General features: G+C 70.5%; 25 protein-coding genes and 2 pseudogenes. 11 read left to right on the top strand and 16 right to left on the bottom strand.

The genetic code is table 11. The annotated features are described in order from the left end of the window. Positions 1 to 24: 24 nt before the first annotated feature. From ACSHV8_RS06265 to ACSHV8_RS06255, 3 genes are read right to left on the bottom strand one after another with little or no spacing between them, the layout of a single operon-like run. Positions 25 to 987 (bottom strand): ABC transporter permease, encoded by a 963-nt coding sequence (locus ACSHV8_RS06265; RefSeq protein WP_436530275.1) that lies wholly within the window; start codon positions 985 to 987, stop codon positions 25 to 27. Continuing rightward, positions 987 to 2,438, bottom strand: a complete 1,452-nt coding sequence (locus ACSHV8_RS06260) for a sugar ABC transporter ATP-binding protein (RefSeq protein WP_436530273.1) — start codon at positions 2,436 to 2,438, stop codon at positions 987 to 989. The genes ACSHV8_RS06265 and ACSHV8_RS06260 overlap by 1 nt, the downstream gene beginning before the upstream one ends. 26 nt (positions 2,439 to 2,464) lie before the next feature. Continuing rightward, positions 2,465 to 3,037, bottom strand: coding sequence for a carboxymuconolactone decarboxylase family protein (locus ACSHV8_RS06255; protein ID WP_436530271.1), 573 nt, complete (start codon positions 3,035 to 3,037; stop codon positions 2,465 to 2,467). Positions 3,038 to 3,187: 150 nt separating this feature from the next. Here ACSHV8_RS06255 and ACSHV8_RS06250 point away from each other — a divergent pair, with 150 nt between their 5' ends. Continuing rightward, positions 3,188 to 3,598: a cupin domain-containing protein gene (locus ACSHV8_RS06250; protein WP_436530269.1), complete on the top strand. Its 411-nt coding sequence runs from the start codon at positions 3,188 to 3,190 to the stop codon at positions 3,596 to 3,598. A 166-nt stretch (positions 3,599 to 3,764) separates the two neighbouring features. On the opposite strand, the gene ACSHV8_RS06245 is transcribed toward ACSHV8_RS06250, so the two are convergent. Next, complete coding sequence (locus ACSHV8_RS06245) at positions 3,765 to 4,721, bottom strand: PrpF domain-containing protein (protein WP_436536697.1); 957 nt, start codon at positions 4,719 to 4,721, stop codon at positions 3,765 to 3,767. 199 nt (positions 4,722 to 4,920) lie between these two features. Here ACSHV8_RS06245 and ACSHV8_RS06240 point away from each other — a divergent pair, with 199 nt between their 5' ends. Beyond that, the gene (locus ACSHV8_RS06240; RefSeq protein WP_436530268.1) at positions 4,921 to 5,610 is read left to right on the top strand and encodes a GntR family transcriptional regulator; all 690 of its coding nucleotides are present in this window, start codon (positions 4,921 to 4,923) and stop codon (positions 5,608 to 5,610) included. Positions 5,611 to 6,122: 512 nt separating this feature from the next. On the opposite strand, the gene ACSHV8_RS06235 is transcribed toward ACSHV8_RS06240, so the two are convergent. Genes ACSHV8_RS06235 through ACSHV8_RS06220 form a run of 4 tightly spaced genes read right to left on the bottom strand, consistent with a single transcriptional unit; the run spans position 6,123 to position 10,154 of the window. Beyond that, complete coding sequence (locus ACSHV8_RS06235) at positions 6,123 to 7,643, bottom strand: sensor histidine kinase (protein WP_436530266.1); 1,521 nt, start codon at positions 7,641 to 7,643, stop codon at positions 6,123 to 6,125. After that, a complete protein-coding gene (locus ACSHV8_RS06230; protein WP_436530264.1) occupies positions 7,640 to 8,338 on the bottom strand; it encodes a response regulator transcription factor in 699 nt (232 codons plus the stop codon). The genes ACSHV8_RS06235 and ACSHV8_RS06230 overlap by 4 nt, the downstream gene beginning before the upstream one ends. A 30-nt stretch (positions 8,339 to 8,368) precedes the next feature. Beyond that, entirely contained in the window at positions 8,369 to 8,776 is a 408-nt protein-coding gene (locus ACSHV8_RS06225) for an FMN-binding protein (protein WP_436530262.1), read from the bottom strand. 10 nt (positions 8,777 to 8,786) lie between these two features. After that, positions 8,787 to 10,154 carry a ferredoxin reductase family protein gene (locus ACSHV8_RS06220; RefSeq protein ID WP_436530261.1) on the bottom strand — a complete coding sequence of 456 codons (1,368 nt, stop codon included), beginning with the start codon at positions 10,152 to 10,154 and terminating at the stop codon, positions 8,787 to 8,789. 164 nt (positions 10,155 to 10,318) lie between these two features. On the opposite strand from ACSHV8_RS06220, the gene ACSHV8_RS06215 reads away from it, so the two are divergent. From ACSHV8_RS06215 to ACSHV8_RS06205, 3 genes are read left to right on the top strand one after another with little or no spacing between them, the layout of a single operon-like run. Beyond that, positions 10,319 to 10,900 (top strand): DUF4956 domain-containing protein, encoded by a 582-nt coding sequence (locus ACSHV8_RS06215; protein ID WP_436530259.1) that lies wholly within the window; start codon positions 10,319 to 10,321, stop codon positions 10,898 to 10,900. After that, positions 10,897 to 11,646, top strand: coding sequence for a polyphosphate polymerase domain-containing protein (locus tag ACSHV8_RS06210; protein WP_436530257.1), 750 nt, complete (start codon positions 10,897 to 10,899; stop codon positions 11,644 to 11,646). Before ACSHV8_RS06215 ends, ACSHV8_RS06210 begins: the two co-directional genes overlap by 4 nt. A 12-nt stretch (positions 11,647 to 11,658) precedes the next feature. Beyond that, on the top strand, positions 11,659 to 13,446 hold the full coding sequence (locus tag ACSHV8_RS06205) for a carbohydrate-binding domain-containing protein (protein WP_436530255.1): 1,788 nt from the start codon (positions 11,659 to 11,661) through the stop codon (positions 13,444 to 13,446). A gap of 72 nt (positions 13,447 to 13,518) precedes the next feature. On the opposite strand, the gene ACSHV8_RS06200 is transcribed toward ACSHV8_RS06205, so the two are convergent. The 3 genes and pseudogenes from ACSHV8_RS06200 to ACSHV8_RS06190 form a co-directional block, all read right to left on the bottom strand. Beyond that, the gene (locus ACSHV8_RS06200) at positions 13,519 to 14,553 is read right to left on the bottom strand and encodes an LCP family protein (protein ID WP_436530254.1); all 1,035 of its coding nucleotides are present in this window, start codon (positions 14,551 to 14,553) and stop codon (positions 13,519 to 13,521) included. Positions 14,554 to 14,659: 106 nt separating this feature from the next. Further along, positions 14,660 to 15,278 (bottom strand): annotated as a pseudogene (locus ACSHV8_RS06195) (MBL fold metallo-hydrolase). A 72-nt stretch (positions 15,279 to 15,350) separates the two neighbouring features. Beyond that, entirely contained in the window at positions 15,351 to 15,797 is a 447-nt protein-coding gene (locus ACSHV8_RS06190; protein ID WP_436530252.1) for a hypothetical protein, read from the bottom strand. A 168-nt stretch (positions 15,798 to 15,965) separates the two neighbouring features. Between ACSHV8_RS06190 and ACSHV8_RS06185 the strand changes: the two genes are divergently transcribed. From ACSHV8_RS06185 to ACSHV8_RS06175, 3 genes are all read left to right on the top strand, one after another. Then, positions 15,966 to 16,913 carry a phosphodiester glycosidase family protein gene (locus ACSHV8_RS06185; protein WP_436530250.1) on the top strand — a complete coding sequence of 316 codons (948 nt, stop codon included), beginning with the start codon at positions 15,966 to 15,968 and terminating at the stop codon, positions 16,911 to 16,913. 3 nt (positions 16,914 to 16,916) lie between these two features. Continuing rightward, a complete protein-coding gene (locus ACSHV8_RS06180; RefSeq protein WP_436530248.1) occupies positions 16,917 to 17,975 on the top strand; it encodes a glycosyltransferase in 1,059 nt (352 codons plus the stop codon). A 182-nt stretch (positions 17,976 to 18,157) separates the two neighbouring features. Next, positions 18,158 to 18,742 (top strand): TetR/AcrR family transcriptional regulator, encoded by a 585-nt coding sequence (locus ACSHV8_RS06175; protein WP_436530246.1) that lies wholly within the window; start codon positions 18,158 to 18,160, stop codon positions 18,740 to 18,742. Positions 18,743 to 18,963: 221 nt separating this feature from the next. Here the strand turns inward: ACSHV8_RS06175 and ACSHV8_RS06170 are convergent, their stop codons facing one another. The 5 genes and pseudogenes from ACSHV8_RS06170 to ACSHV8_RS06150 form a co-directional block, all read right to left on the bottom strand. Beyond that, on the bottom strand, positions 18,964 to 20,073 hold the full coding sequence (locus tag ACSHV8_RS06170) for a 5-methyltetrahydropteroyltriglutamate--homocysteine S-methyltransferase (RefSeq protein WP_436530245.1): 1,110 nt from the start codon (positions 20,071 to 20,073) through the stop codon (positions 18,964 to 18,966). 21 nt (positions 20,074 to 20,094) lie between these two features. Continuing rightward, positions 20,095 to 20,583, bottom strand: coding sequence for an SRPBCC family protein (locus ACSHV8_RS06165; protein ID WP_436530243.1), 489 nt, complete (start codon positions 20,581 to 20,583; stop codon positions 20,095 to 20,097). Then, complete coding sequence (locus ACSHV8_RS06160; protein WP_436530242.1) at positions 20,580 to 20,909, bottom strand: ArsR/SmtB family transcription factor; 330 nt, start codon at positions 20,907 to 20,909, stop codon at positions 20,580 to 20,582. The genes ACSHV8_RS06165 and ACSHV8_RS06160 overlap by 4 nt, the downstream gene beginning before the upstream one ends. A 53-nt stretch (positions 20,910 to 20,962) precedes the next feature. Next, complete coding sequence (locus tag ACSHV8_RS06155) at positions 20,963 to 21,688, bottom strand: hypothetical protein (protein WP_436536695.1); 726 nt, start codon at positions 21,686 to 21,688, stop codon at positions 20,963 to 20,965. A gap of 189 nt (positions 21,689 to 21,877) precedes the next feature. Beyond that, a pseudogene (locus tag ACSHV8_RS06150) lies at positions 21,878 to 22,117 on the bottom strand (Rieske 2Fe-2S domain-containing protein); the annotation flags it as partial. A 203-nt stretch (positions 22,118 to 22,320) separates the two neighbouring features. On the opposite strand from ACSHV8_RS06150, the gene ACSHV8_RS06145 reads away from it, so the two are divergent. The 3 genes from ACSHV8_RS06145 (at position 22,321) to ACSHV8_RS06135 (ending at position 25,077) form a co-directional block, all read left to right on the top strand. Further along, the gene (locus tag ACSHV8_RS06145) at positions 22,321 to 23,166 is read left to right on the top strand and encodes a DUF1028 domain-containing protein (protein WP_436530240.1); all 846 of its coding nucleotides are present in this window, start codon (positions 22,321 to 22,323) and stop codon (positions 23,164 to 23,166) included. 372 nt (positions 23,167 to 23,538) lie between these two features. Beyond that, entirely contained in the window at positions 23,539 to 23,943 is a 405-nt protein-coding gene (locus ACSHV8_RS06140) for a hypothetical protein (protein ID WP_436530238.1), read from the top strand. Positions 23,944 to 24,168: 225 nt separating this feature from the next. Continuing rightward, the gene (locus ACSHV8_RS06135; protein ID WP_436530236.1) at positions 24,169 to 25,077 is read left to right on the top strand and encodes a GGDEF domain-containing protein; all 909 of its coding nucleotides are present in this window, start codon (positions 24,169 to 24,171) and stop codon (positions 25,075 to 25,077) included. The last annotated feature ends 240 nt before the right edge of the window (positions 25,078 to 25,317 follow it).

Below are 25,317 nucleotides of genomic sequence, written 5' to 3'. Positions count from 1 at the left end.
ATTGCGGAGATGCGCGGGCAAAGATCAGCGGCGTCGCTGGAGAAGGTTGGCGACGGCGGCGATGAGCAGCACCGCGCCGACCGAGATCTGCTGGTAGTACGACGAGATCTGGAGCAGGTTCAGGACGTTGGCGACCACGCCGAGCAGCAGGACGCCGAGGACCGTGCCGCCGACCGTGCCGCGTCCGCCGGCCAGCGACGTGCCGCCGATGACGACCGCGGCGACGGCCGTGAGCTGCAGTTGCAGGCCACCGGTGCCGGGGCTGCTGGCGGCCAGCCGGGAGAGGAGCATGATCCCGGCCAGCCCGGAGAGCGCTCCGGCGAGACCATAGAGAACAAGCTTGTCGCGTACGACGTTGATACCGCTCAGCCGCGCGACGTCCTCGTTGCCGCCGATCGCGAACGCGTCCCGCCCGAACGTGGTGCTGCGCATGACCAGCGCGGTCAGCACGAGCACGAGTGCGGCCACGAAGACCAGATTGGGCAGGCCGAACGTCCGCCCGTTGCCGAGCGCGGACAGGTGATCGCCGATCGACACGCTCATCCCGTTGATCACCAGCAGCGCCACCCCGTCCAGCAGGGTCGCCGTGGCCAGCGTCGCCACGAACGGCGCCACGCTCGTGAACGTCACCACCGCGCCGTTGACCAGGCCGAACACGACGGCCAGCCCGATCGAGGCGAGGATCGTCAGCCAGGTGGGCCGACCGTGCGCGAGCATCTGGGCGGCGACCGCGGTGGTCACGGCGACGTTGCCGCCCATCGAGAAGTCCATGCCGCCGGCGGTCATCAGCAGGGTCAGCCCGGCCGCGATGACCGCGACGACGCTCACCTGACGCAGGACGTTGAGCAGGTTGTTCGCGCTGAGGAAGGCGTCGGTCTGCACGCCGGCGTAGATGACGATCAGGGCGAGGACGGCGAGCAGGCCGGCATGCTGGAATCCTCGCAGCGTCACTTTCGGCAGCGGCCGGACCGCGGTGTCGGCAGCCATTACAGCGTCCCCCCCAACGTGGCGGCGATCAGGTCGTCGCGGGTGATGGCGTCCACCTCGTACTCGGCGATGCGCCGCCCGCCCCGGACCACCACGACCCGGTCGGCGAGGCGCATCACCTCCTCGGCCGACGAGGACGCGAGCAGTACGGCGACACCCTCGGCGGCCAGCGCGTCGACCAGGGTGTGGATCTCGGCCATGGCGGCGACGTCGACACCGTTCGTCGGGTCCTCCAGCAGGACCGCGGCCGGGCCGGTGCCCAGCCACTTCGCCAGGAGCACCTTCTGCTGGTTGCCGCCGGAGAGCTGCTCGACCGGCGGGTTGCGGACCAGCGAGACGACGCGGTAGTTGTCGCGCAGCGGGGCGGCGCGCTTGGCGAGGAGGCCCCAGCGGTGCATCTTGCGGCGGTCGATCCGGTCCTGGGCCAGCAGGATGTTCTCGTCGATGGTCAGGCCCGGGATCAACCCCAGTCGGCGGCGGTCTCCGGTGACGCAGCGCAGGCCGCTGCTGATCGAATGCGCGATTTTTCCGGATTTGAGGGTGTTTTTGCCGACGATGATCGACCCGCGCTCGGCGCGTCGCCGCCCGGAGAGCAGGTCGAAGAGCCGCGACTGCGCATCCCCGGCCGGTCCGAGCACCGCGACGATCTCACCGGATCTAACGGATATATCGAAGTCCTGGAGGAAGCGTCCGTCGTGCAGCGCCTTGATGTCGAGACCGATCTGCGAGGGTACGGCGTTCCGCTCCGGCCGCCGCGACACCACGTCCCGCCCGACCATGTCCCGCACGAGCCCCCGCTCGTCGGTCTCCTTACCGAGGCCGGTCCAGGTCACCCGCCCGTCGCGCAGCACGGTGATCCGGTCGGCCAGGGCCAGCACCTCGGAGATGTGGTGCGAGATGAACACCACCGCCACCCCGCTGTCGCGCAGCCGGCCGACCAGGTCACGGATCTGCTGGGCGGCCTCCGGGCCGAGGCACGCGGTCGGCTCGTCCAGGATCAGCACCTTGCCGCCCCGGCGCACCTCGCGGGCCACCTCGACCATGGTCTGCTCGGCCACGGTCAGGTCGCCGGCGACCGCGTCCACGTCGATGTCCAGCCCGAGCGCGTGCAGCGCCTGCCCGGCGGTCTCCCGGATCGTCCGCCGGCGGACCACCGAGCCCCGGGAAGGCAGGTTCCCGAGCATGATGTTCTCGGCCACGGTCAGGGTCATGACCAGTTCGCGGCGCTGCGGCACGATCGAGACGCCGAGCTTGCGGGCCTGGCGCGGGTTCCGCGGCGTGCCCCCGCCGATCTCGCAGGCGCCGTCGTCCGGGTGCAGCACCCCGCAGATGATCTGGACCAGGGTGGACTTGCCGGCGCCGTTCATCCCCATCAGGGCGTGAACCTCGCCCGGGAAGAAGTCGACCGAGACACCCCGCAGGGCCGCGGCGCCGCCGAAACTCTTGGTCACGTCCCGGACGGTCAGAACCGGGGCGGTCATGCCTCGACCCGGGCGTATCCACGGATGTCGGGGAACGGCGGCTCGCGGTCGGCCTGCAGGTCCACCTCGAACGCGTTCAGGCACATCGCCAGCATGCTGAAGTTGCCGAGCGAGCCGACCGTGTCGACCAGCCCCTGGTCGCCGAAGAAGGCCTGCGCTTTTTTGTACGTCTCCGGCGCGATGAAGTGGTTCCGCAGCAGCTCCGTGCAGAACTCGTAGAACGCGGTGTCCTCCTCGTTCACGAAGGATGGCTCCCGGCGCTCGGCGATCGCGCGGACCGCCTCGTACGGAATGCCTTCCTGAATCGCCTTTTCGACGTGCGCGTTCCAGGAGTACTGCGCGTCGAAATGGCGAGCGGCGATGAGCAGCGACAACTCCCGCAGACGCAGCGGCAGGCTGGAGTCGAACCGGAGGAACGCGCCGAGCGACTCCACCCGGTCGCAGAGCTCGGGGCTCTGCAACCACACACGGAACGGTCCCCGCACGGCGCCCCGGCGGCCGGCGATGCGTCCGGCCACCTCCCGCTGCCGCGGGGACATCTCATCCGGCGAAATAACGGGAAGTCTCATCGACGACCAACCCCTCTGTTGCTTGTGATCCCGAACACTCGGGCTGGGTGTTTCGCAAGAACGTAACAACGTGGTGTTACTGCCTCACATGTCGTCGAGTGCAAGGTAAGGCTGCATCTCGCGTGGCCCGGCCCGGCCTACAGTCGGGCCATGACCGTGATCATCAAATCCGCGCTCGTCCCGGTGCTCGACCGCGGTGGGGCGGTCGCCACCACGCCGCTGATCACCACGACGTCGGCCGGCGGCGAGAACCGGATCACCAGCGGGATCAGCGTCTACCCGGCCGGGACCGGGGCGCCGATGCACTCGCACAACTGCGACGAGCACGTGACGATCCTGGACGGGTTCGCGGAGGTCGTGGTCGACGGGACGGTGACGCGGCTGAGCCGGTACGACACGACGTACATCCCGTCGCCGATCCCCCATCTGTTCCGCAACGTGGGGGACACGCCCCTGCGGATCCTGTGGGTCTACAGCTCCGGGCACGTCACGCGGACGTTCACCGAGACCGGGGTCACGGTCGAGCACCTCTCGCCGCAGGACCAGATGGTCGAGGACTGACATCCCGGACCTCACTTCCGCCCGGCGGCCCGGCGAGGCCGCGACGATCCAGATGTGGCCCGGCCGAGGTGCCGCCCGCCAGGCGTAACCGGCACGTTACGAATAGCTGCCAATAATGTCAACAAAAACGCCGACACTATTGCCGTGCGGGCTCTGAGCAGCTCTTTTACGCGTAGGCGAGGCCCTCCAGCAGCAGTCGGGCCGTACTCACCACCGCCGACCGGCCCCTCCGGATCGCGCCGGCCCGCCCGGTCACCTCCGCCTGGACGTCGAGGAAGCCGCTCGGATGCTCCACCCGCAGGACGTCCCGCGGCACGCCCACCGCCGCCGGGCGCCGGACCCGGGCCGCGACACTGCCGGGCAGCCCGGTCGCCGCGGCCAGGCTCATCGCCGTGAACGCCCCGATCGCCGGATCCACCCGGTCCCGCCCGAAGACCCGGACGCACAGTCCCCCACCGGCCCCGGGCGGCGCGACCAGACAGACCTCCGGAACGCCCCGTCCGGACACGTCGCCGAGCCCGAGCAGCACCCCGGCCCTCAGGCGCAGCATCCCGATCCGAGCCAACAACCGTTCGTCGTACTCCAGTCGCGCCGGCGTCTCGTACCCGCTGATCCCCACCGCCTCCGCCGCGATCACCACCACGGGCGTGCCGTCGCCGATCAGGGTCGCCGGGATCCCACCCAGGTCGTCGGCCACCCGGCCGGTCGGCAGCAGGACGGAATCCGCACCATGCGCGAACTCGATCAGCACCCGGGCCCCGGTCCCCGGCACCCCGGTGATCGCGGTGTCCCCTGCATATTCGGCCCGCCCGTCCCGCACCGGCACGTGGACGGCCGCCTCCCGGACCCCGTGCTCGAAGCGGATGCGGACCCGTACCGGGACCACCCCGGCCCGCGCCCCGACGAGGTCCCGCTCCACCGCGAACGCCCCCACCCCCGCGAGCAGCTCCAGCCACGCGTCGTCGCCGCGCACGACCAGGCAGTCCACGTCGATGCCGGGGTCCGCGGACCGGTCGACCACCGCCACGCGCTCCCACCGGTCGACGACCGCCGCTGACGCCGCCGGCTCGGCGGGCAGGTCCCCGGCCAGGAAGTACGCACACTTCGCGGCCCCGGCCCGCATCACCAGCACCGGGACCCGTACGCGACATGCATGTCGACTCCCCTCACGCCCGTGTTACCCGTCGAGGTGATTGTTGACAATCTTGTGAGCGATGGGAAGACTTCTGGACATCGATCCACCCCGGAGCTGCGAGAACTAGCGGCGCTCAGGCATGATGAGTGGTCCGGAACAGGCATCGACAGGAAGACGACGAGTACAGATGGCGTCCGAGCACGACACCGACCGGCGCGCGGCCCGCGTGTCCGCCCCGACCACGGCGGCCCAGGCCCGCGACACGCTGCGTGACGCCATCCTCCGTGGCGAATACCTGCCCGGCGAACGCCTGGTCGAGGCCCAACTCTGCGAACGCCTGCAGGCGAGCCGCTTCAACGTCCGCGCCGCCCTGCAGGACCTGTCGGCCGAAGGCCTGGTCGAGGTCCAGCGCAACCGCGGCGCCCAGGTCCGCAAGGTGTCGATGGCCGAGGCCGTCGAGATCACCGAGGTCCGCATGGTCGTCGAAGGCCTCATCGCCGCCCGCGCCGCCGAACGCGTCTCCCCCGAACAGGCCACCGAACTCGACGAGATCGGCGTCCTGATGCGCCGAGCCGTCGAAGCCGGGGAGTACCGGCGCTACAGCGACCTCAACGTCCGTCTCCACGCCCTGATCCGCGTCATCGCCGGCCACCAGACCGCCGACCGCATCGTCGAAACCCTCCGCGGTCAGCTGGTCCGCCACCAATACATGCTGTCCCTGCTCCCGGGCCGCCCCCAGACGTCCCTCCCCCAGCACGAACGCATCATCGCCGCCATCCGCGACCACGACGGCAAGACCGCCGAGGCCGCCATGCGCGACCACATCGCCAGCGTCATCGAAGCCCTCCGCTCGATGGACTACCTCGGCCCCGCCTGACGGCCCGCCGCCCGATCGTCCTGCGCCGATTCGGTCACTCACGCCAATTCGGTGACTCACGCCGATTCGGTGGCCGGCGTCGCTTTTGACGGCGTGCATCGCTTCGGTGACCCGGGCTCCTCAACCCCAAGATCAAATTCTTCATTGCCTATGTCCGCCGGGGTACAGACCGTCGCTCCCGCGGGGACCCTTCCGACCCTCGCAGGCCGCTGGCGCGGCCAAAACGCGAGGCCCGCAAGGGCGACGTGATCTTCTGGTTGCGCTCAGAGCAACAAACCCACCCACCCCGCGCAACCATCCAACCCTGCACCCACCCCAACCCCACGCAGGGCCCAACCCCACGCAAGACCTAACCCCACGCAGGGCCCAACCCCACGCACGACCCAGCCCCGCGTCACGCCCTCGGCTGGTCCTCACGGCTGTATCCGGGGCCCGGATACAGCCGTGAGGACCAGCCGGGCACCGCACGCCGCGCAACCCAAGCCGGACCCACCAGCGAAACCCCGCGGGGGTCAGGTAGGGAGGCGGATGGTGAGGACGGTGCCAGTGGAGATGGCGTCGGTGGGAGTGGTGCCGGTGGGAGTGGCGGTGCCGGTGGGGGTGGTGCCGGTGGGGACGGCATTGGTGGGGGTGGTAGCGGTGGGGGTGGCGGTGACTGTGCCGCCGTGCTGGGCCGCCGTCTGGGCGACGATGGCGAGGCCGAGGCCGGAGCCGGGCATCGAGCGGGCCGCCGTCGCCCGGTAGAAGCGGTCGAACACGTGGGGCAGGTCCTCCGCCGCGATCCCCGGGCCATGATCGGTCACGGTCAGCTGCGCCCAGCCGGGTTCTGAAGCCGTCAGCCGGACCTGGACCGTACCGCCGGCCGGGCTCCACTTGGCCGCGTTGTCGAGGACGTTCACGACCATGCGCTCCAGCTCGCCGGGCCGGCCGGAGACGGTCACCGGGTCGAGCGAGGTGTCGTACGTCAGTCCGGGTGCCCGGATCCGCACCCGGTCCAGCGCCGCCGAGACCACGTCCGACAGGTCGACGGGTTCGACCGCCTCGCGGGTGGCTTCTTCCCGGGCCAGTTCGACGAGTTCGGTGGTGAGGGTCGCCAGCTCCTGCACCTGGGCGTCGAGGTCGGCGAGGAGCTTGGCGCGTTCCTCGGGCGGGAGCCGGTGGGCCAGTTCGGGCCGGCGTTCCAGTTCCAGCAGCAGTTCCACGTTGGTCCGGATGCTGGTCAGCGGTGTCCGCAGTTCGTGCCCGGCGTCTTCGACGAGGGTGCGCTGGGCCCGGCGGGACGCGTCGATGGCGGCGAGCATCGCGTTGACCGAGCGGCCGAGCCGGGCGATCTCGTCGTCGCCCTGCACTTCGATCGGATGGTCCAGGTCCTGGGTGACGGCGACGTCCTCGACGGACGAGGTGAGCCGTTCGACCGGGGCCAGCCCGGCCCGCGCGACAGTGCGCCCGAGGAACGCCGCCCCGGCGATGCCGGCCGCGCAGCCCAGGGCGAGCAGCACGGCGAACGCGCCCAGCACCCGTGAGCTGGAGTTCTCGTCCATGCCGACCTGGACCGCGCCGCCGCCGGAGAGCGGGAGGGTGAGCATCACGTACGAGTCCGGGCCGAGCGTCACCTTCTCCTGCACGGCCTGTTGCAGGGTGCCGGCGGCGATGTTCTTGGCGGTGTCGGTGACCGGCAGTGTGGTCCGGCTGCCCCCGGCCGCGGCCCCGGTCGCGTCGAGGATCTGCCAGCACGGCCCGATCTCGCGCCCGTGGCCGCCGGGCCCGCCCTTGCCCCATCCGGGGCCCGGGTGCTCGCCGCCGCCGCGGGTGCGGGACGACTCGGTGGCCAGCCACTGGTCGGGGTTGGCCGCGATCGACGCCGCGTCGCTGCTCAGTTCCAGGGTGACCTGGTGCTGCTGGATCTCGCGCACGGCGATCCAGGCGCCGGCCGCGACGAGCAGCACGGCTGCCCCGACCGCCCCGGTGACCAGCAGCGACAGCCGGGCGTGGAGTGTGCGGGCCCGCCACCACCGCCCCGGAAGGAAAGTCACAACGGCTCCTCACGCAGCACGAACCCGACCCCGCGCACGGTGTGCAGCAGTCGCCGTTCCCCCTCGGCCTCCAGCTTGCGCCGGAGGTAGCCGAGGTAGACGTGCAGGCTGTTCGACTGCTCGCCGAAGTCGTAGCCCCACACCTGCTCGAACAGCGCCGCCCGGGTCAACACCTGCCGGGGGTGCCGGAGGAACGCTTCGAGGATGTCGAACTCCGTACGCGTCAATTTCAAGGACCGCCCGCCGCGCTGGGCCTCGCGCGTGCGGGGATTGAGTCGTACGTCGGAGAAGGTCAGCCATTCGGTCTCGGCCGGCGCGTCGGCCGGCGCGGTCAGCGCCGACCGGCGCAGCAGCGCACGGATGCGAGCCAGGAGTTCCTGCAGCGCGAACGGCTTGATCAGGTAGTCGTCGGCGCCGGCGTCGAGCCCGGCGACCCGGTCACCGACGCTGTCCCGGGCGGTGAGCATGAGGACCGGCAGCAGGACGCCGTCGGCGCGCAGCCGCCGGCAGGCTTCCAGGCCGTCCATCCGCGGCATGCTGACGTCGAGGATCAGCGCGTCGGGCTCGCCGGCGCGGACCGCGTCGAGGGCCTGCAGCCCGTCGCCGGCGATCTCCACCTGGTATCCCTCGAAGCGCAGTGTGCGTGCGAGCGAGTCACGCACCGCGGCGTCGTCCTCCACCACCAGAATCCGCATGCCCTCCACCCTGCCAGCACCCCCTGACAGTCAGCTCAGGTGGGCGGCGTCGAGCGCGGACTGCAGCGACTGCAGGTATCCGTCGCTGGTCACGGTCGCGCCGGAGACGGTGTCGATCTTCGCGCTCTGCGCCGACAGGGTTTCCTGGACCAGGGTCGGGATGGCCGTGGCGTTGATCTCCTGGTCCCGGCCGTTCTCGTTCGGGTAGACCGGCACCGAGACCGAGGTGATCTTGCCGTCGGCCACGGTGATCTGCACCTGCACGTCGCCCCACCGGGTCGACGCGGTGTCCCCGGTGTAGGTCGTCCCGCCCCCGGTGCCGGTGGCGACGGCGGCTGTCGTGGCTGCCGCGGCCGAGCTGTTGGTGCTGGTCCGGTAGCTGAACAGCAGCACCAGCACGGCGACGGTGGAGAGCATCCACAGGGTGATGCGGCGCATCAGAGTCCTTTCACCAGGCGAAGAGTTCGGTGTGCACGCGGTCGGCCCGGACCCCGGCGGCCAGCGCGGCGGCGCGCGCCGATCCGGTCCAGTCCTCCGGCCCGCACAGGTAGACGTGGGCGCCGGCGATCTCGGGCACGATGCGCCGGAGCGGGTCGGGGTGGCCGGCGAGTTCACCGGGCAGCCAGGACGCCTGCTCGCCGCGCGGCCCGAGCAGGGTCACCACGCGCACCCCGCGGTGTGTGGCGAACCATTCCAGCTCGTCGCGGAAGGCCAGTTCGGCCTCGGTGCGGGCGCGGTAGATCAGGGTCGCCTCACCCGGCCCGTAGGGCAGTTCGCCGAGCAGTGACAGCAGTGGCGTGACGCCGATCCCGCAGGCCATCAGCACGACCGGCCCGCCGGTGTAGGTCTCCCCGGTCAACTTCCCGTACGGCCCCTCGACCAGCACTTTTGTTCCCGGCTTGAGGCCGGCGACCCGCGAGCTGCCGTCGCCCAGGTTCTTCACGGTGATCCGCAGCCGGTCGCCGTGCGGTGTCGAGGAGAGCGAGTACGGGTTGGCCCGCGTCCACCCCGTACCGTCCAGGAATCGCCATTGGAAGAACTGCCCGGCCCGCACCGGCAGCTCGCCGAGGCGCTGCCCGGTGAGGTAGACCGAGGTCAGCCCCGGCCCTTCGGGGACGACGGCGGTGACGACGAGGCGGTGCCGCCAGTTGCGCCAGGCCGGAAGCCCGATCCGGTACGCCAGGACTGCTCCCGCCGACACCAGGTAGAGCGTCCACCAGTAGGCCCGCGCCGCCGCCGACCCGGTGAAGTCGGTGCCGGTCCAGATCTGGTGCGGCAGGGCGAGCCCGACGCCGAGGTACGCGTAGAGGTGCAGCAGGTGCCAGGACTCGTACCGGAGTTTGCGCCGCGCCGCCCGGATCGACGTCACCACGACCAGGACCAGCAGCAATGTCGCGGCCGTGGCCAGCAGCATGCCCGGGTACGTCCAGATCATGTCCCACAGCTCGGCGAACACGTCGGCGTTCGACGCCGACGCGTACCCGAGCGTGATCGTCACGATGTGCACGACCATCAGCCAGAACGACGTGAACCCGGTCCACCGGTGCCAGCGCGCCAGCCGGTCCTGCCCGAACGCCCGCTCGACCATCGGGATCCGGGCCATCAACAGCACCTGCAGGAGCAGCAGGTCGGAGGCGAGCAGTCCGGTGAGCCGGCCGAGCGAGGACATCCCGAACTGCTGCAGGCCACCGTTGCTCACCCAGAGCGCCACGACGATCAGCAGGCTGACCCCGGCGGCGACGCCACCCACATCGGCGTACCAGCGCGGGGTCGTCCGGGGCGAAACGGTCGGCGGGCGAACGGCGGTTGCGGTCATGACGTACAGAATCCGGATCGCCCTTAAGACCAGGACCAGGCGAAACGTAAGGGTTCTCTAAGAACGCCGATCTCCCAGAATCAGGACAGACGACGCACAGGTCGCACTCAGGCTCACCACCCTCAATGGGAAACACCAAGTGAACACGGCCTGAAGGAAACCTTGTGAACGCACTCCTCGCCGCCGCCGCGGACCTGCTCGCGCTCGCCGTTCTGGTCTTCGGCGTCTACTTTCCCCGGCATCACCGCCGCGACCTGGTCGCCGCGTTCCTGGGCGTGAACATCGGCGTCCTCGCGGTCTCCACCGTGCTCGGTGCGGAGAACGTGGGCGCCGGCCTCGGGCTCGGACTGTTCGGCGTGCTGTCGATCATCCGGTTGCGCTCCGACGAGATCGCCCAGCACGAGGTCGCGTACTACTTCGCGGCGCTCGCGCTCGGCCTGATCACCGGCCTGGGCGGCCTCGACGTGATCACCGGGGCGCTGATGGCGCTGATCGTGGCCGCGCTCTGGTTCGCCGACCACCCCGGCCTGTTCAAACGCTACCGGCATCAGATCGTCCGCCTCGACGCCGCGCACACCGACGAGACGGCGTTGCGCGCACACATCGAGCGACTCCTCGGCGGCACCGTCGTGAACCTGTCGATCAAGCAGGTCGACCTGGTCAACGACAGCACGCTGGTCGAGGTCCGCTATCTCGCGCCGGCCACGACGGGCGCCCCGGCGGACGAGCGGGTGACGGCCGGATGATCGCGCCGACCGTGCCCGACCGCCGCGTGATCGCCCCGATCTCCCTGGACGAGCTGGTCGCGTCGGCCGAACTGCTCACCCGCGTCGACCGGAAATATCTGCTGCCGGCGTCGCTTCTTCCGGAGGTTCTGGACCGGCTCCCGGCCGACACGCGGGCACTCGAGATCGACGGTCGGCGCGATTTCTCCTACCGATCCCTCTATTTCGACAACGACCGCCTCGACTGCTTCCGCGGCGCGGCCCATCGGCGACGGCGCCGATTCAAGGTGCGCCTGCGGACCTACCTGGATTCCGCAACGCGATTCCTCGAGATCAAGACCCGCGGTTCCCGCGGACAGACCATCAAGACCCGATCCGCGTACGAGGGAAAAGGTCCCGACCACGTGACCGCCCTGGCCGAGCTGCTGTCGGCAGCCGGTATCGATGCCGACAGCCGCGCTTTCCGGCCGGTCCTGTCGACCGACTACCGGCGCCACACGCTCTTTCTCCCCTCGACCGGAAGTCGCGTCACCGTCGACAGCGATCTGCGCTGGGAATTGCCGGACGGCCCGTCCATCCGGCTGCCCGATCACGTGATCGTCGAGACGAAGTCGTCCGGTTCCGCCTCCGAGATGGACCGCGTTCTCCGGCAGCTGCACCACCGCCCGTGCTCGATCTCCAAATACGCCACCGGCCTGGCCGCGCTGCGCCCGGAACTCCCGGCGAATCGCTGGCATCCCGTTCTCCGACGCCATTTCCCCTCCTGAGAGGAGTTCGCCATGAGACTGCGCAAGAGGTTCGTCGCCGCCGTGAGTTCGGCTGCCCTGGTCGCGGCCCTGCTGGCCGGCTGCTCCGGTTCGAGCGGGGACACCGCCGCCGAGGCCGCCACCACCACCGTGGCCGCCACCTCGATCGACGGCACCCAGGACGCGAAGACCGTGCTGGCCGCGAACAAGACCGCCACGTCGGTCACCGCCTCCACCGACGGCGCCTCGACGATCACCCTGTCCGGGACGTCGGCGAGCACCGACGCCAAGGGTGTCACCGTGGACGGTTCGACGATCACGATCACCGCGGCCGGGACCTACCGGATCACCGGCACGCTCAGCGACGGCCAGATCGTCGTGAACGCCCCGGACGCCACCGTCACGCTGGTCCTCGACAAGGCCTCGATCAGCAGTTCCACCACCGCCGCGATCGCCGCCACCGAGGCCGACTCGCTGGTCGTGGTGCTGGCCGACGGCACCACCAACACGCTCGCCGACACCGGGACCTACGCCGAGGACGCCGACGTCAACGCGGCCCTGTTCAGCGCCGGCGACCTGACGATCGGCGGCAGCGGCGCGCTGAAGGTGACCGGCACCGGCAACGACGGCATCACCAGCAAGGACGGCCTGGTCGTCGAGTCCGGGACGATCGCGGTGACCGCCAAGGACGACGGGATCCGCGGCAAGGACTTCGTCGTCGTCAACGGCGGCACGATCACGGTCACCGCGGGCGGCGACGGCCTGAAGGCCGACAACGACGAGGACACCGATGCCGGGTACGTCGCGATCACCGCCGGTGCCGTGGCGCTGACCACCACCGGGGACGGCGTCGACGCGGCCACCGACATCGTCGTCACCGGCGGCGACCTGGTGGTGAAGGCCGGCGGCGGCCACACCGTACAGCCCTCGGACGACAAGTCGGCCAAGGGCCTGAAGTCCGGCGTGATCACGGTCCTGGAGGGCGGCACGGCGACGATCGACGCCTCCGACGACGCGATCCACAGTGACGGCGCGGTCCATCTGAACGGTGCGACGGTGAGCGTGGCCAGCGGCGACGACGGCGTGCACGCCGAGGGTCAGCAGGTCATCGACGGCGGCACGGTCGACGTCACGACGTCGAACGAGGGTCTGGAGGCGGCCGACATCGTGCTCAACTCCGGGACCGTGCACGTCGTGTCCAGCGACGACGGCGTCAACGGCTCGGGCGCCTCGACGTCCACCGAGAATCAGGGGCGCGGCGGCGGCGAGCAGGTCGGCCCGTACAAGATCACGGTGAACGGCGGGACGCTGGTCGTCGACGCCGGCGGCGACGGACTCGACTCCAACGGGACCGCGGAGATCACCGGCGGGACCGTCGTGGTCAACGGGCCCGAGGGCAACGGGAACGGCGCGCTCGACGTCAACGGCACGTTCACGATCAGCGGCGGGACGCTCCTGGCGGCCGGCAGCGCCGGCATGGTCGTGTCCCCGGGCAGCGACTCGGCGCAGGGCTGGCTGTCGGCGACACTGACCGGCGCGGTCGCGGCCGGCACGACGATCCAGATCGCCGACGCCGACGGGAACCTGATCGCCACGTACGTGAGCAGCAAGTCCATCCAGAACGTGGTCTTCTCCAGCTCGAAGATCACGAGCGGGGCGACCTACACGATCTACACCGGCGGCACCGCGAGCGGCACCAGCACCGGTGGGCTGGCCGCGACCGGCGCGCTCGGCTCGGCCACCAAGGTCGCCACGGTCACCGCCGACCAGGCCGCGGCCGGCAGCGGCTTCGGCGGAGGCGGAGGTCGCGGCCCCCGCTGACGCCGTCGGCCGGTTCTCCGGGGTGCCTCAAGCGGTCCGAGGCACCCGGAGAACCAGCCGGGAAGTTCGGCGTCAGTGGTCGACGGTGACCACGCCGGGGTTGGCCCGCAGGTACGCCGGGATGCTGTCCTGGACGACGGCGGTGAAGAACGGGCCGACCGTACGCGGAAGTTGCTCGCCCTGGTAAAGACCGCCCTCGAAGAGCGCCGAGCCGGGCAGACCCACCCCGGTCATGTCCTTGATCCGCAGGACCTTGAGCGCCTGCGCCCACTCGGCGACGCCGCGCCCGCCGCCGATGAACGTCAGCGAACTCCCGAGCGCGGTCGTGACCTGCACCAGCTTGGCCGGGTCGCCGATGATCGTGCGCTTCAGCTTCTTGGCCAGGGCGGCCACGAACTGGCGCTGGTGCCGCTGCCGGTCGTAGTCGGAGTGCGGCAACCCGTAGCGCTGCCGGCAGAAGTCCAGCGCCTCCCAGCCCTTGAAGTGCACCGGCTGCTCGCTCTTGGGATACGTCTTCTGCACCCCGATGTACGGCCGGTGGCAGTTGTCGTGGCCGGGGCACTCGGGCAGCCGGTCTCGGCCGTGGCCGTCGGGCTTGAGGTGCTCGGAGACGACGTCCTGGTCGACCGGGAGGCTGACCCCGCCGATCGCGTCGACCAGTTTGCGGAACCCGCCGAAGTTGAGGACCGCCCCGGCGTCGAACCGCCGGATGCCGGTCACGTCCCCGACCGCCTGCGCCAGCAGCTCGAAGCCCTGGGCCGGGTCGTACCGGCGCTCCCCGATCCGGCTGCCCAGCGCCATCGCCGCGTTGATCTTCGTGCGCTGCGTCGGACTGCCCGACTTGGCGAACGCCGGGATCTGCACGACCAGGTCGCGCGGGACGGAGAACAGGTAGGCGCCGCTGCGGTCGGCCGGGATGTGGGCCACGATGATCGAGTCGGCCAGCGGGGCCGTCCAGTCGTTGCGCGGATCGATGCCGACCAGCAACAGGTTCAGCGGGCCGCCGATCGCCGTGGCGGCCACGGCCTGCTTGACCGCCAGGGCGCCCGGGGCCAGCAGCAGGCACCCCAGTACCGCCGCGAACCACGCCCATGCCCGTCGTCCCACCGCGGCCTCCTCTGCCCCGAATTTCCGCTCACTGAAGTTACGTGCGGAAACGGGACCGATGGGCGCTTTTACGAAATGACCACCGGCGGGCGGCGCCGAGGGACGGTCAGTCGCCGAGAGCGGTGCGCTCGGCCTCGACGGTGGTGTCCGGGCCGTGGCCGGTGTGGACGACGGTCGCGCCGGGCAGCGGGAACAGCTTGGCCCGGATCGAGGCCACGATCAGGTCGGCGTCGGAGTAGGAGCGGCCGGTCGCGCCCGGACCGCCCTGGAACAGGGTGTCACCGGTGAAGACGCTGTTCAGGTCGGGCGCGTAGAGGCAGACCGCCCCCGGGCGCGTGGCCCGGCGTGTGCAGAACGTTCAGCGTGACACCGCCCACCTCGACCCGGTCCCCGTCGGCGAGGTCCTTGTCCCAGCTCACCGCGTCGCCGTGGGTGAGTTCCCAGAGCGGCCGCTCGGCCGGGTGCAGCAGGATCGGCGCGCCGGTGCGCTCGCGCAGGGCCGGGGCGACGCGGACGTGGTCGTCGTGCGCGTGGGTGCAGACGATGGCGGTGACCCGCCGGTCGCCGACGATCGCCAGGATCGCGTCGACGTCGTGCGGTGCGTCGATCACCACGCACTCGGCGTCGTCCCCGACCACCCACACGTTGTTGTCGACGTCGAAGGTCTGCCCGTCGAGGCTGAACGTCCCACTGACCACACCATGATCGACCCGCGCCCGCTGCATGCCCCGATTCTGCCCTCCCCCGGATACGCCGGTGCGGCCGACCCGCGGACGGGCCGGCCGCACCGGGATCGATCAGGCGGCGCAGGCGGTCTTGAGCTCCTTGACCGCGTCGTCCAGCTTCGCCTTGCTCGGCGCCTTCTTCGGGTTGGCGTTCCAGGCCTCGTCCAGGCCGTGCATGGCGTCGCCGACCTTCTTGGCCGCGGCGCTCACCTCCGGGCTGGTGCCGATGGCGTACTCGGCCATCGCGGCCGAGCCGGCGATGTACTGGGTCGACACCGCGATGTAGCCGGCCGGCGGGCCGATCTTCTCGGACGCGGCGGCCTGCGCGGCCGTGTCGGCGACCGCCTTGATCAGCTTGTCGCAGGCCTTCTTGGTCGCCGTGTCGGTGGTCGGCGCCGCGGAGGTCGCGGCGGTGGTGGCCGCCGGAGCGGACGTGGCCGTGGCCGCGGTCGGCGCGGCCTCGGTCTTGGGTGCCGGGTCACACGCCGTGAGGGCGCTGAGGATCAGAACCGATGACATAACTGCTACCCCGTGAATGGTTCGCACTGCATTCCTCAATCTCAATACGTCACTGTGCCGGGCGACCGTAACAAGGCCGGGATCTTGGTTACATACCGCTTTCGTGCCAACAGACATTCGACGGCCGGATCACAGAACCGGAACAGCAACGGTGGCTTCACTCGCGGTGTGACCAGTGACAACACACCAAAACGCAGGCTTTCCCGACGGGGGTTCCTGGCCGGTGGCCTGGGCGTCCTGGCCGCCGCCGGCGGCGCGAGCGCATGGGCCCTCGACCGCTACGTGATCGACCACGTCGAGGTCACCAGGACCTCCGGCCTGGCCGCCGCCAACGTCGTCGCCGCCGAGGCCGCGAGCGACGGGACCGCGACGGCGACCTCCTACACCAGCGACACGGCGACGATCGCGATCGACACCGTCGCCACCGGCTCCGGCAGCGACAAGGTCACCTACTTCGTCGCGGAGATCAAGGTCAAGGACGCGACGATCGTACGGTCGGCGTTCGCGAACGACGAGTTCGGCGAGAACATCACCGCGAATCCGTCCACGATCGCGAAGAGCGTGAATGCCGTGCTGGCGATCAACGGCGACTACTACGGTTTCCGGGACACCGGGATCGTCATCCGCAACGGGGTGAAGTTCCGCGACTCCGGCGCGCGGACGGGACTCGCGTTCTACGCCGACGGGACCGCGAAACTGTACGACGAGACCACGACCGGCGCCGACGAACTGCTCGCGGCCGGTGTCTGGAACACGCTGTCGTTCGGCCCGGGACTCGTCGAGAACGGCAAGGTTCTCAGCGGCATCGACCAGGTCGAGGTGGACACGAATTTCGGCAACCATTCCATTCAGGGCAACCAGCCGCGTACGGGCGTGGGTCTGATCGCCGCAAATCACCTGCTCTGGATCGTCGTCGACGGGCGCAGCAGCGGATACAGCCGCGGCGTGACGATGACCGAGTTCGCCCAGATCTTCGCGGATCGGGGCGCGTCGGTCGCGTACAACATCGACGGCGGCGGCTCGTCGGCCATGGTGTTCCGCGACCGGCTGGTCAACAATCCGCTCGGCCGGGGCGAGGAACGCGGCACCAGCGACATCCTCTACGTGGCGGGCTGAGCCGTGCTCGTGCTGATCCCCGCCTACCAGCCCGATCACCGCCTGGCCGACCTGGTCCGGGCGCTCGGCCGGCATCACGTGCTGGTGGTCGACGACGGGAGCGGACCCGCGTACGCGGAGATGTTCGACGACGCCCGGATGGCCGGCGCCGAGGTGATCACCCTGGTCCACAACCGGGGGAAGGGGTTCGCCCTGCGCACCGGGTTCGCGCACGCGGCCGCCCGCTACCCCGGGCACGACGTGGTCTGCGCGGACAGCGACGGGCAGCACCGGCCGGCCGACATCGAGGCGGTCGCGGCCCGGGTCGGGGTCAGCGCGGCTTCGATGGTGCTCGGCGTGCGGCGTTTCACCGGGCCGGTGCCGGCCCGCAGCCGGTTCGGCAACACCGTCACGCGGATGCTGTTCCGGCTGGTCACCGGGGTTGCGGTGACCGACACGCAGACCGGGCTGCGCGGCTATCCGGCGCGGATGCTGGGTTTTCTGGCGACCGTGCCCGGGGACCGGTTCGAGTACGAGCTGCGCCTGCTGCTGCGAGCCGCGCGCGAGCGGATGCCGATCGAGGAGGTCGGGATCGCCACCGTCTACCTCGACGGGAACCGGTCGTCGCACTTCCGGCCGCTGCGCGACTCGGCGCGGATCTACGGGCCGCTGCTGGCGTTCGCGGCGTCGTCGCTGCTCGCGTTCGCCGTCGACGCGGGACTGCTGGCGATCCTGATGACCGTCACCGGTCATCTGGCGCTGTCGGCGACACTGGCCCGGACCGTGAGCGCGACACTGAACTACGCGGTCAACCGGGGGATGGTCTTCGAGCGGGTTCCGCATCGGCAGGCGGCGCCGCGTTACGCCGCCCTGGCGCTGCTGTCGTTGAGCGCGAACGTGCTGCTCCTGCGGTGGCTGAGCGGAATGTTCGACTCGATGATCGCCGGGAAACTGGTCACCGAGCTGACCCTGTTCGCCGCCGGTTTCGCGATTCAACGCGCCTTCGTGTTCGGTCGCGGGCGGTTGGTCACCGCGGCGGCGCCGGCTTCCGCTTCCGGCCAGACCCTTTCGCGTACGTCGTGACGGGCCCGCCCCGGAACTCGGGTGATGCGACCGGCGCTTGGCCGCCGGCCGCATCGATTTCCCGCGAGGCATGACCGTACTCATCCCGGACCGTTCCCGAAAGTCGACCTTGGCCCGGCGCCCGGAATTACCCCAGGAGAGCGGTGTGCGCGGGCGTCGGGCGACACGGGAGAATGCGTCGGATGGGGATCAACAGTCTTCGGGACCGCAAGCGTGAGCAGAACCGGATCGCGACCGTGCGGGCGGCCTGGGAGCTGTTCATCGAGCGTGGCTACGACCACGTGACGGTCAGCGACATCTGCGCCAAGGCCGACATCGCGCCGCGGACGTTCCACCGGTACTTCGCCAGCAAGGAGGACGTGGTCGCGGAACCGGTGCGGCAGATGACCACGATCGTCACCGAGTACATCAGCGGCGGGGCGCCGGCCGGAGCCGACGACCGGGCGGTGATGCGGGAGGCGATGACCCGGGTCGCGCGGTACGTGGTCGAGCGGCGGGAACTGCTCACCGCGCTGCGGACGGTGGCGCAGCAGTCGACCCACCTGCGGGTGTCACAGGTGGTGGTGCGGACCGACTCCGACCCGAACATCGCGGCGCTGCTCGGCGCGCGGCATCCGGGGGCGGACCCGGACGACTGGCGGCGGCGCCTGCTGGTCGGCTGCGCCACCGCCGCGTTCCGCGTCTGGTACGAGGACTGCCTGCGCGGCGTCCTCCCCGACCCCATGGCCCACCTGGAGTCGATCATGGACGCCGCGCTGCTCCCCTGACCGCGCGGCCCGTTCCCGGTCCAGGCGTCGACGGGTTTGTTGCTCTGACCGCGACCACCCGACCACGTCGCCCTTGCGGGCCTCGCGTCCTGGGCGCGCCAGCGCCCTGCGAGGACCGCAAGGGTCCCCGCGGGAGCGACGGTCTGTACCCCGGCGGACCGAGGCAATGAAGAATGTGACTTTGATCTTTTTCGGTCAGCCGGGTGTGGCCGGCTCCGCGCTCATCCCCAGACCTCGGCGGCGGTCTCGACGATGAGGTCGAGTTTGGCGACCTGTTCGTCGTAGGTGAGGACGTTGCCCTCGACGGTTGACGAGAAGCCGCACTGCGGGGACAGGCATATCTGGTCCAGCGGGACATATCGGGCGGCCTCGTCGATGCGCCGTTTGAGGGTGTCCTTCGATTCGAGATCGCCGCGTTTCGTGGTGACCAGACCGAGAACGACCATCTTGCCGGGCGGGACGAAGCGGAGTGGGGCGAAGCCGCCGGAGCGGTCGTCGTCGTACTCCAGGAAGAAGCCGTCGACGGCGAGTTCACTGAACAGCGCCTCGGCGACGAAGTCGTAACCGCCCTCGGCGGCCCAGGACGAGCGGAAGTTTCCGCGGCACATGTGGGTGGTGACCCGCAGCTCGGCCGGGCGGTTCGCGATCGCCGCGTTGATCTGGCGGATGTAGCGCAGGTGCTGGTGGTCGGCGTCGTCGCCGCGCTCGGTGAGCTGCCGGCGCTGGTCCGGGTCGTTGAGGTAGGCCAGGCTGGTGTCGTCGAGCTGCAGGTACCGGCAGCCCAGGGCGGCGACCCGGCGGACCTGGTCGGCGTAGGCGGCGCTCAGGTCGGCCCAGAACTGCTCCTCGTCCGGGTAGACGGCCGGATCGATGGCGGCCCGGCCGCCCCGGTAGTGGACCATGCTGGGTGACGGAATGGTCAGTTTGGCGGTGACCTCCGGATCCGTGGCCTCCGCGAGGAACGCGAAGTCCTGGCCGAAAATGGTCTCGGTGAGACGGATCGGTGCGTCGACCGCGAGGGCCGCCGACTCGAAGTCCAGCTCGCCGTCCGCGTTGCGGAAATGGACCTGGATCTTCTCGTCGGTCGGCCGGATCCCGCCCAGCCGGTAGATGAAGTCCATGTGCCAGGCGGTTCGGCGGAACTCGCCGTCGGTCGCCGATCGCAGGCCGACGTCGCGTTGCATGCGGACGACGTCGCGGATCGCGTCGTCCTCGATCGCGCGCAGCTGCTCGGCGGTGATCTCGCCGGTCGCGCGCTTGGTGCGGGCTTCGAGCAGGTGGGGCGGGCGGAGCAGGCTGCCGACATGATCCGCCCGGAACGGTGGCGTCATCCCCCCACTCAACACCCTGGGTCAGCTGTTGGAAAGAACCTGGTCGATCTGACCCAGGGCCAGTCCCATGCCCTCCTGCATGCCCATCTTGATCATCCGTTCGAGCGTGTCCGCGTCCGGGAAGTGATTGATCACGGTCATCCGGGTCTTCCCGCCGGTCTCGTCGAGGGTGACGACGATGTGCACCGGGCGGTCGGCGTCGATCGGCTCGCCCTGGTCGTCGGCGAAGCCGTCGTCGAACTCCAGCCGGTACGGCGCCTCGATCGTCGTGATCGTCCACCAGCCGTGCGCCTTCGTCCCGTCCGGGCCGGTCATGTGGTAGCGCACGGAGCCGGTCGGCACGAACTCGTGGCGGTCGAACGTGGCCGGCCAGGTCGGCGGGCCCCACCAGCGCTCCAGCTTGCGCGGGTCCTCCCAGACCTTCCAGACCTGCTCGGCCTTCGCGTCGAACTCGGTGACGAAGGTCAGGGTCAACTCTTCGAGGTTCCTGATCGTGTCGGTGACTGTCATGACTCCTCTTCCAGGATCGCGCTGATCCGGCCGGCCCGCTGCCGCCAGACCTGCTCGTACACGCTCATCAGGCCGTCGATCGCACCGCGCAGCGCGACCGGGTCGCCGTGGACGATCTGCTCGCGCCCACGCCGTTCCTTGGTGACCAGGCCGGCCTGCTCCAGGACGGCCACGTGCTTCTGTACCGCCGCGAAGCTCATCGGGTAAAGCCTGGCCAGCGCGGAGACGGACGTCCCGGCCCGGAACACGTGGGCCAGGATGTCGCGCCGGGTCGCGTCGGCGAGCGCGTGGAACACCCGGTCCGCGCCGCCCTCACCTACAACCATGTGGTTGTACGTTAGTCGTGAGCTGTGCCGACCGCAAGCGGAGTCGCCGAAATTCAGTCCCGGAAGGCGGCCAGGACCCGCCGCAGGTGCACGCCGAGCAGGTCGGCGCGGACGTGCAACTCGTCGCGCATCCGCAGCGGCAGGCCGGTGATCCGCAACTTCTGCTGCAGCTCCAGGTCCTCGGCCAGCACCGCCTCCTCGAAGGCGACCTCGCGGGCGATCACCTCGGGCGACGGGTCGGGCACGCCGCCGATGCCGTGGAACAGCATCTTCGTGTAGATGCGGGTGCTCTCGGCCGACTCGGGCTGAGCGAAGAACAGGATCGTCTTGACCGCGCCCGCGTCCACCTCCTCCAGACGGAGCATGAGCTGGAACGGCGCGCGGTAGACGTAGGTGGCGCGGCGGCGCTGGCGCAGCGGGCGCAGGCCGGCGAGCACCCCGGGATCCTCCGGGTTGTCGAACCACTGCTCCTGGATGCTGCGGCAGCCGTACGGCTCGGCGGTCACCTCGTACCGGTCGACGATCTTCTCCTCGGCGGCGCCGAAGGTCTTCGCGTGCACGAACGGGAAGTGGGCGACGTCCAGGAAGTTGTCGGCGACCAGGCCGGCCGAGGCCTTCGTGCGGGCCGGGGGCAGCCAGGCACCGACGTAGTCGCGGTCGTCCGGATCCGGGTCGGGGAACAGGTCGACGCGGGGCTCGTCCGGGGCGAGCCAGATCATCCCCCAGCGTTCCCGCGTCCGGCTGTCGGCGATCCGGAACGTCTCGCCGAGCAGTCGCACCTCGTCGAGGTTCTCGGTGGCGAGACCGACCGGGTGCCACGCTTTCCGTAGCGCCGGATCCTCGTTGGTGAGCAGTTCAGTCGGGTCATTTCCGGGCAGTTTGTCCGCTTTTACTAGGATATATCCGTTTTCGATTCTTGTGGGTGGGCCGGGTTCCAGGCTGGCCCGGGGCGGCGCCGATTCCTGCGACGGCAATTCCACACACGCGCCCGACGCGTCGAATTCCCACCCGTGATAGGCACACCGCAACCGTCCCGCCTCCAGCGTCGCGGCCGAGAGCGGAACCAGACGATGCGGGCAGCGGTCCGCGAACACGACCGGGTCCGCTCCGGGTTCCGGCCGAAACACGATCAGAGGTACGCCCTGGGCCGTCACGGCGAGCGGGCGGGTGCTGACCTCGGCATCCCGGGCGATCGGTATCCACTCCATCGGCGCAGTGTGCACCGGCGGTGTTACCAGCAGGCTTCCGATCCTTCGGCGCCTCTTTGTCCTGGCGGCACTCAGCCCTGGGGCGGCGCTCGTCCTTTCCCACCGCTCCGCCTTCGTCCGTCCTCTCCACGGCGCCGCCTTCGTCGCGGGCATTCCTTCCGGTGGCGCGGTGCGGGGCGGCGGGTGTCCGATAGCGTGCGCGCATGACGTTCTCGATCGTGGGCCGTTCGGCCGACGGCAAGGCCCTGGGCGTGGCGGTGGCCAGCAAGTTCCTCGGCGTCGGCGCGGCCGTGCCGGCGGCCCTGGCCGACGTGGGGGCGATCGCCACCCAGTCGTACGCGAATCTCGCCTACCGGCCGCAAGGTCTCGCGCTGCTCTCCTCCGGGGTGCCGGCCGGCTACGCCGTCAAGGCACTGGTCGCGGGCGACGACGGCCCGGTCGGGCACCGGCAGGTCGGGGTCGTCGGCGCGACCGGCGACGGCGCGACGTTCACCGGCGACGACTGCCACCCGTGGGCCGGCGGGACGGCCGGTGACGGCTACGCGATCCAGGGCAACATGCTCGCCGGGGCGGCCGTGGTCGACGACATGGCGAGCGCGTGGCTGGGCTCCACCGACGAATCACGCCTGGCCTACAGGCTGGTCACGGCGCTGCGCGCCGGAGATCAGGCCGGCGGCGATCGGCGTGGGCGGCAGAGCGCGGCCTTGCTGGTGGTCGCCAAGGGATTGGGGTACGGCGGCACCAGCGACGTACTCGTCGACCTGCGGGTGGACGATCACCCGGATCCGGTCGCCGAATTGTCCCGGCTGCTCACCATGCATTCGCTGTACTTCGAGCGGCCCGACCCGGCCCTGCTCATGCCGTTGACGGGTCCGCTGGCCGCCGAGGTGTTCCAGCGCCTGTCCGATCTGGGTCATCAGGACGCCGACCTGGACGCGGCGCTGGAGTCGTGGGCCGGGATCGAGAACCTGGAGATGCGGATTGTTCCGGGCGCGATCGACCCTCTGGTACTGGCCCAACTCCGAGCCGCCACAATTTCCGGCAAATAGTGCATCAAAGCCTTTCCGTCCTGGAATGATCATTTACGGGGACGTAAGTGTCGGGGGACGGTGGGACAAAAAATGGGATTCGAGGAGCGCTCCACCGCGCCGGTGATGAGCCGGCGCACCATCATCACGCTTGATTTTCCGGGAACGGTGCCGGCGATCTGCACGCTGGTTCCGTCCGACCCGGTGGCAGCCTCGGGTCCGGTATCCGGCTCGGCATCGGCTTCGGCCGGCTCAGCTCCGGGCTCGATCTCGGGCTCGGCTTCGGCTCTGGGCTCAGGCTCGGCTTCGGCTCTGGGCTCGGACGGGCGCCCGGTGGAGAGGCGCTTCGCGGTGCGGCGAGAGTTGGCGCCCGCGGAGGCGGGCGTTCCGATGATGCTGCGGATCCGTATGCTGGACGCGGTCGACCGGCCGTTACCCGGTGCCGTCCTGGAGATCTCCCATCTGGCGCCGGACCCGTCCGATCCGCTGGTCTGCGGGGCCCAGGTCACCGACCCGCACGGGTACGCCGAGTTCAAGACCGTGTTCCCGGGCTGGTCCCCGGACACACCGGCCGGCATCGACGCCACGCTGTACCTGGCCGGTTCGCGGGACACCGGGCGGTTCCACTTCCCCGCGCCGGTGATGACCCAGGTCGCGGCCCTGCCTCCGTACCACGGAAACCCTGCTCCCCTGGGGCCGCCGCCGGAACCGGCCGGGATCGTGCGGGTTGTCCCCCGCGACCGCTACGACCTGGTCGCCGGTCTCCTGGCCACCATCACCGCCGTCACCGAGCGATAGCCGATCCGCCGCCCCGCCCATGCCGGCCCATGCCGGCCCATGCCGCCCCATGCCGGCCCATGCCGCCCCATGCCGGCCCATGCCGGGGCCCTGCACCGAGACGCGCTGACCCTGCGCTCGCCAAGACGAGCACGGCGGGGGCCGGCCGATGCTCACCGTTTGCCAACTCAGGGCCGTCTCAGGTGGGTCGGGGTGCGGCCGATGACTTCCGGCGTGCAGAGCAGAGTGCCTGACCAGGGACGGGGCGCCTCGCCCGGCGGGGCGTCATTGGCGTCGATCGTCGAGCGGCTCGCCCGGCTGCCCGGGCGGTGGCTGACGACGAGCGCGCTGCTGTTGATCGCCGTGATCGGCGTGGTCGACTACGTGACCGGCAAGGACGTGTCGATCGCGGTCGGCTACCTGCTGCCGGTGTTCGTGGCCGCGACCGCCGGGCGGCGGGCCAGCACCACGTTCGCCGCCCTGGCCGCCGCCGCGTGGACGTTGATCGAGGTCATCCCCCACGGCCCGTACGTCCATGCCTTTATTCCGGTCTGGAATTTGATCGCCCGATTCATCGTGCTCTGGGTCATCGGCGCGCTGGTCAGTCACCTGTCGGCGCGGCTCGCCGAGGAACGCGACCTGTCCCGCACCGACCCGCTGACCGGTCTGCCGAACGGCCGCGCGTTCCGCGAGGCGACCAACGAGGAGATCGAGCGGATGTGGCACTCCGGGGAACCGCTGACCGCGGCCTACCTGGACGTCGACGGCTTCAAAGCGGTCAACGACGCCCACGGCCACGCGGCCGGCGACGCGATCCTGGCCGCCGTCGGCCGGGTGATGTCGGAAACGCTGCACCCGGCCGACCGGGTCGCCCGCCTCGGCGGCGACGAGTTCGCCGTGCTCCTGCCCGGAACCGGACTCGACGACGCCATGGACCGCCTACGCCGCCTGCACGCCGCGCTGCTGTCGGCGACCGCCACCGACTCCCCGCGGGTCGGCTTCAGCGTGGGCGCGGTGGCCTTCCTCGACCCGCCCGCCTCCGGCGAGCGGTTGGTCGCCCTGGCCGACCGCATCATGTACGCCGCCAAGCGCAACGGCCGCAACACCCTCCTCGGCGAACAGGCCGATGCCCTGCACACCGCCGACGTCGCCTGAAGCCCCCACGCAAACCCGGCCCCGAGCCGCGCCGCCCGGACCCCCTACCGCGATCAGCGCTCACACCTTGACCGGCGCGCTGCCTTGACCGGCGCGCTGCCTTGACCGGCGCGCTGCCTTGACCAGCGCCGCTCAGACGCCCCTACCGCGATCGGCGCCACCGCCAACTCAAGCGCCACCGCCCGAAGGGTCGCCAGGTCAGACATGGCGGCCCGAAGTATCACCGCCTGAAGCCGGGGC

The sequence above is a fragment of the Actinoplanes sp. HUAS TT8 genome (assembly GCF_051380535.1).
Taxonomy (GTDB): domain Bacteria; phylum Actinomycetota; class Actinomycetes; order Mycobacteriales; family Micromonosporaceae; genus Actinoplanes.
Note: the sequence above shows the minus strand (reverse complement) of the source record. Positions and strands in the feature narration are given on the sequence as shown.

Excerpts from the sequence above, each read along its gene's own strand:
- ACSHV8_RS06145 (WP_436530240.1), top strand. The coding sequence starts at position 22,321 with ATGACGTTCTCGATCGTGGGCCGTTCGGCCGACGGCAAGGCCCTGGGC.
- ACSHV8_RS06160 (WP_436530242.1), bottom strand. The coding sequence starts at position 20,909 with ATGGTTGTAGGTGAGGGCGGCGCGGACCGGGTGTTCCACGCGCTCGCC.
- ACSHV8_RS06140 (WP_436530238.1), top strand. The coding sequence starts at position 23,539 with ATGCTGCGGATCCGTATGCTGGACGCGGTCGACCGGCCGTTACCCGGT.
- ACSHV8_RS06190 (WP_436530252.1), bottom strand. The coding sequence starts at position 15,797 with ATGTCATCGGTTCTGATCCTCAGCGCCCTCACGGCGTGTGACCCGGCA.
- ACSHV8_RS06230 (WP_436530264.1), bottom strand. The coding sequence starts at position 8,338 with ATGCGGATTCTGGTGGTGGAGGACGACGCCGCGGTGCGTGACTCGCTC.
- ACSHV8_RS06220 (WP_436530261.1), bottom strand. The coding sequence starts at position 10,154 with ATGACCGCAACCGCCGTTCGCCCGCCGACCGTTTCGCCCCGGACGACC.
- ACSHV8_RS06245 (WP_436536697.1), bottom strand. The coding sequence starts at position 4,721 with ATGCGGGCCGGGGCCGCGAAGTGTGCGTACTTCCTGGCCGGGGACCTG.
- ACSHV8_RS06240 (WP_436530268.1), top strand. The coding sequence starts at position 4,921 with ATGGCGTCCGAGCACGACACCGACCGGCGCGCGGCCCGCGTGTCCGCC.
- ACSHV8_RS06250 (WP_436530269.1), top strand. The coding sequence starts at position 3,188 with ATGACCGTGATCATCAAATCCGCGCTCGTCCCGGTGCTCGACCGCGGT.
- ACSHV8_RS06175 (WP_436530246.1), top strand. The coding sequence starts at position 18,158 with ATGGGGATCAACAGTCTTCGGGACCGCAAGCGTGAGCAGAACCGGATC.
- ACSHV8_RS06165 (WP_436530243.1), bottom strand. The coding sequence starts at position 20,583 with ATGACAGTCACCGACACGATCAGGAACCTCGAAGAGTTGACCCTGACC.
- ACSHV8_RS06265 (WP_436530275.1), bottom strand. The coding sequence starts at position 987 with ATGGCTGCCGACACCGCGGTCCGGCCGCTGCCGAAAGTGACGCTGCGA.
- ACSHV8_RS06210 (WP_436530257.1), top strand. The coding sequence starts at position 10,897 with ATGATCGCGCCGACCGTGCCCGACCGCCGCGTGATCGCCCCGATCTCC.
- ACSHV8_RS06225 (WP_436530262.1), bottom strand. The coding sequence starts at position 8,776 with ATGCGCCGCATCACCCTGTGGATGCTCTCCACCGTCGCCGTGCTGGTG.
- ACSHV8_RS06205 (WP_436530255.1), top strand. The coding sequence starts at position 11,659 with ATGAGACTGCGCAAGAGGTTCGTCGCCGCCGTGAGTTCGGCTGCCCTG.
- ACSHV8_RS06170 (WP_436530245.1), bottom strand. The coding sequence starts at position 20,073 with ATGACGCCACCGTTCCGGGCGGATCATGTCGGCAGCCTGCTCCGCCCG.
- ACSHV8_RS06255 (WP_436530271.1), bottom strand. The coding sequence starts at position 3,037 with ATGAGACTTCCCGTTATTTCGCCGGATGAGATGTCCCCGCGGCAGCGG.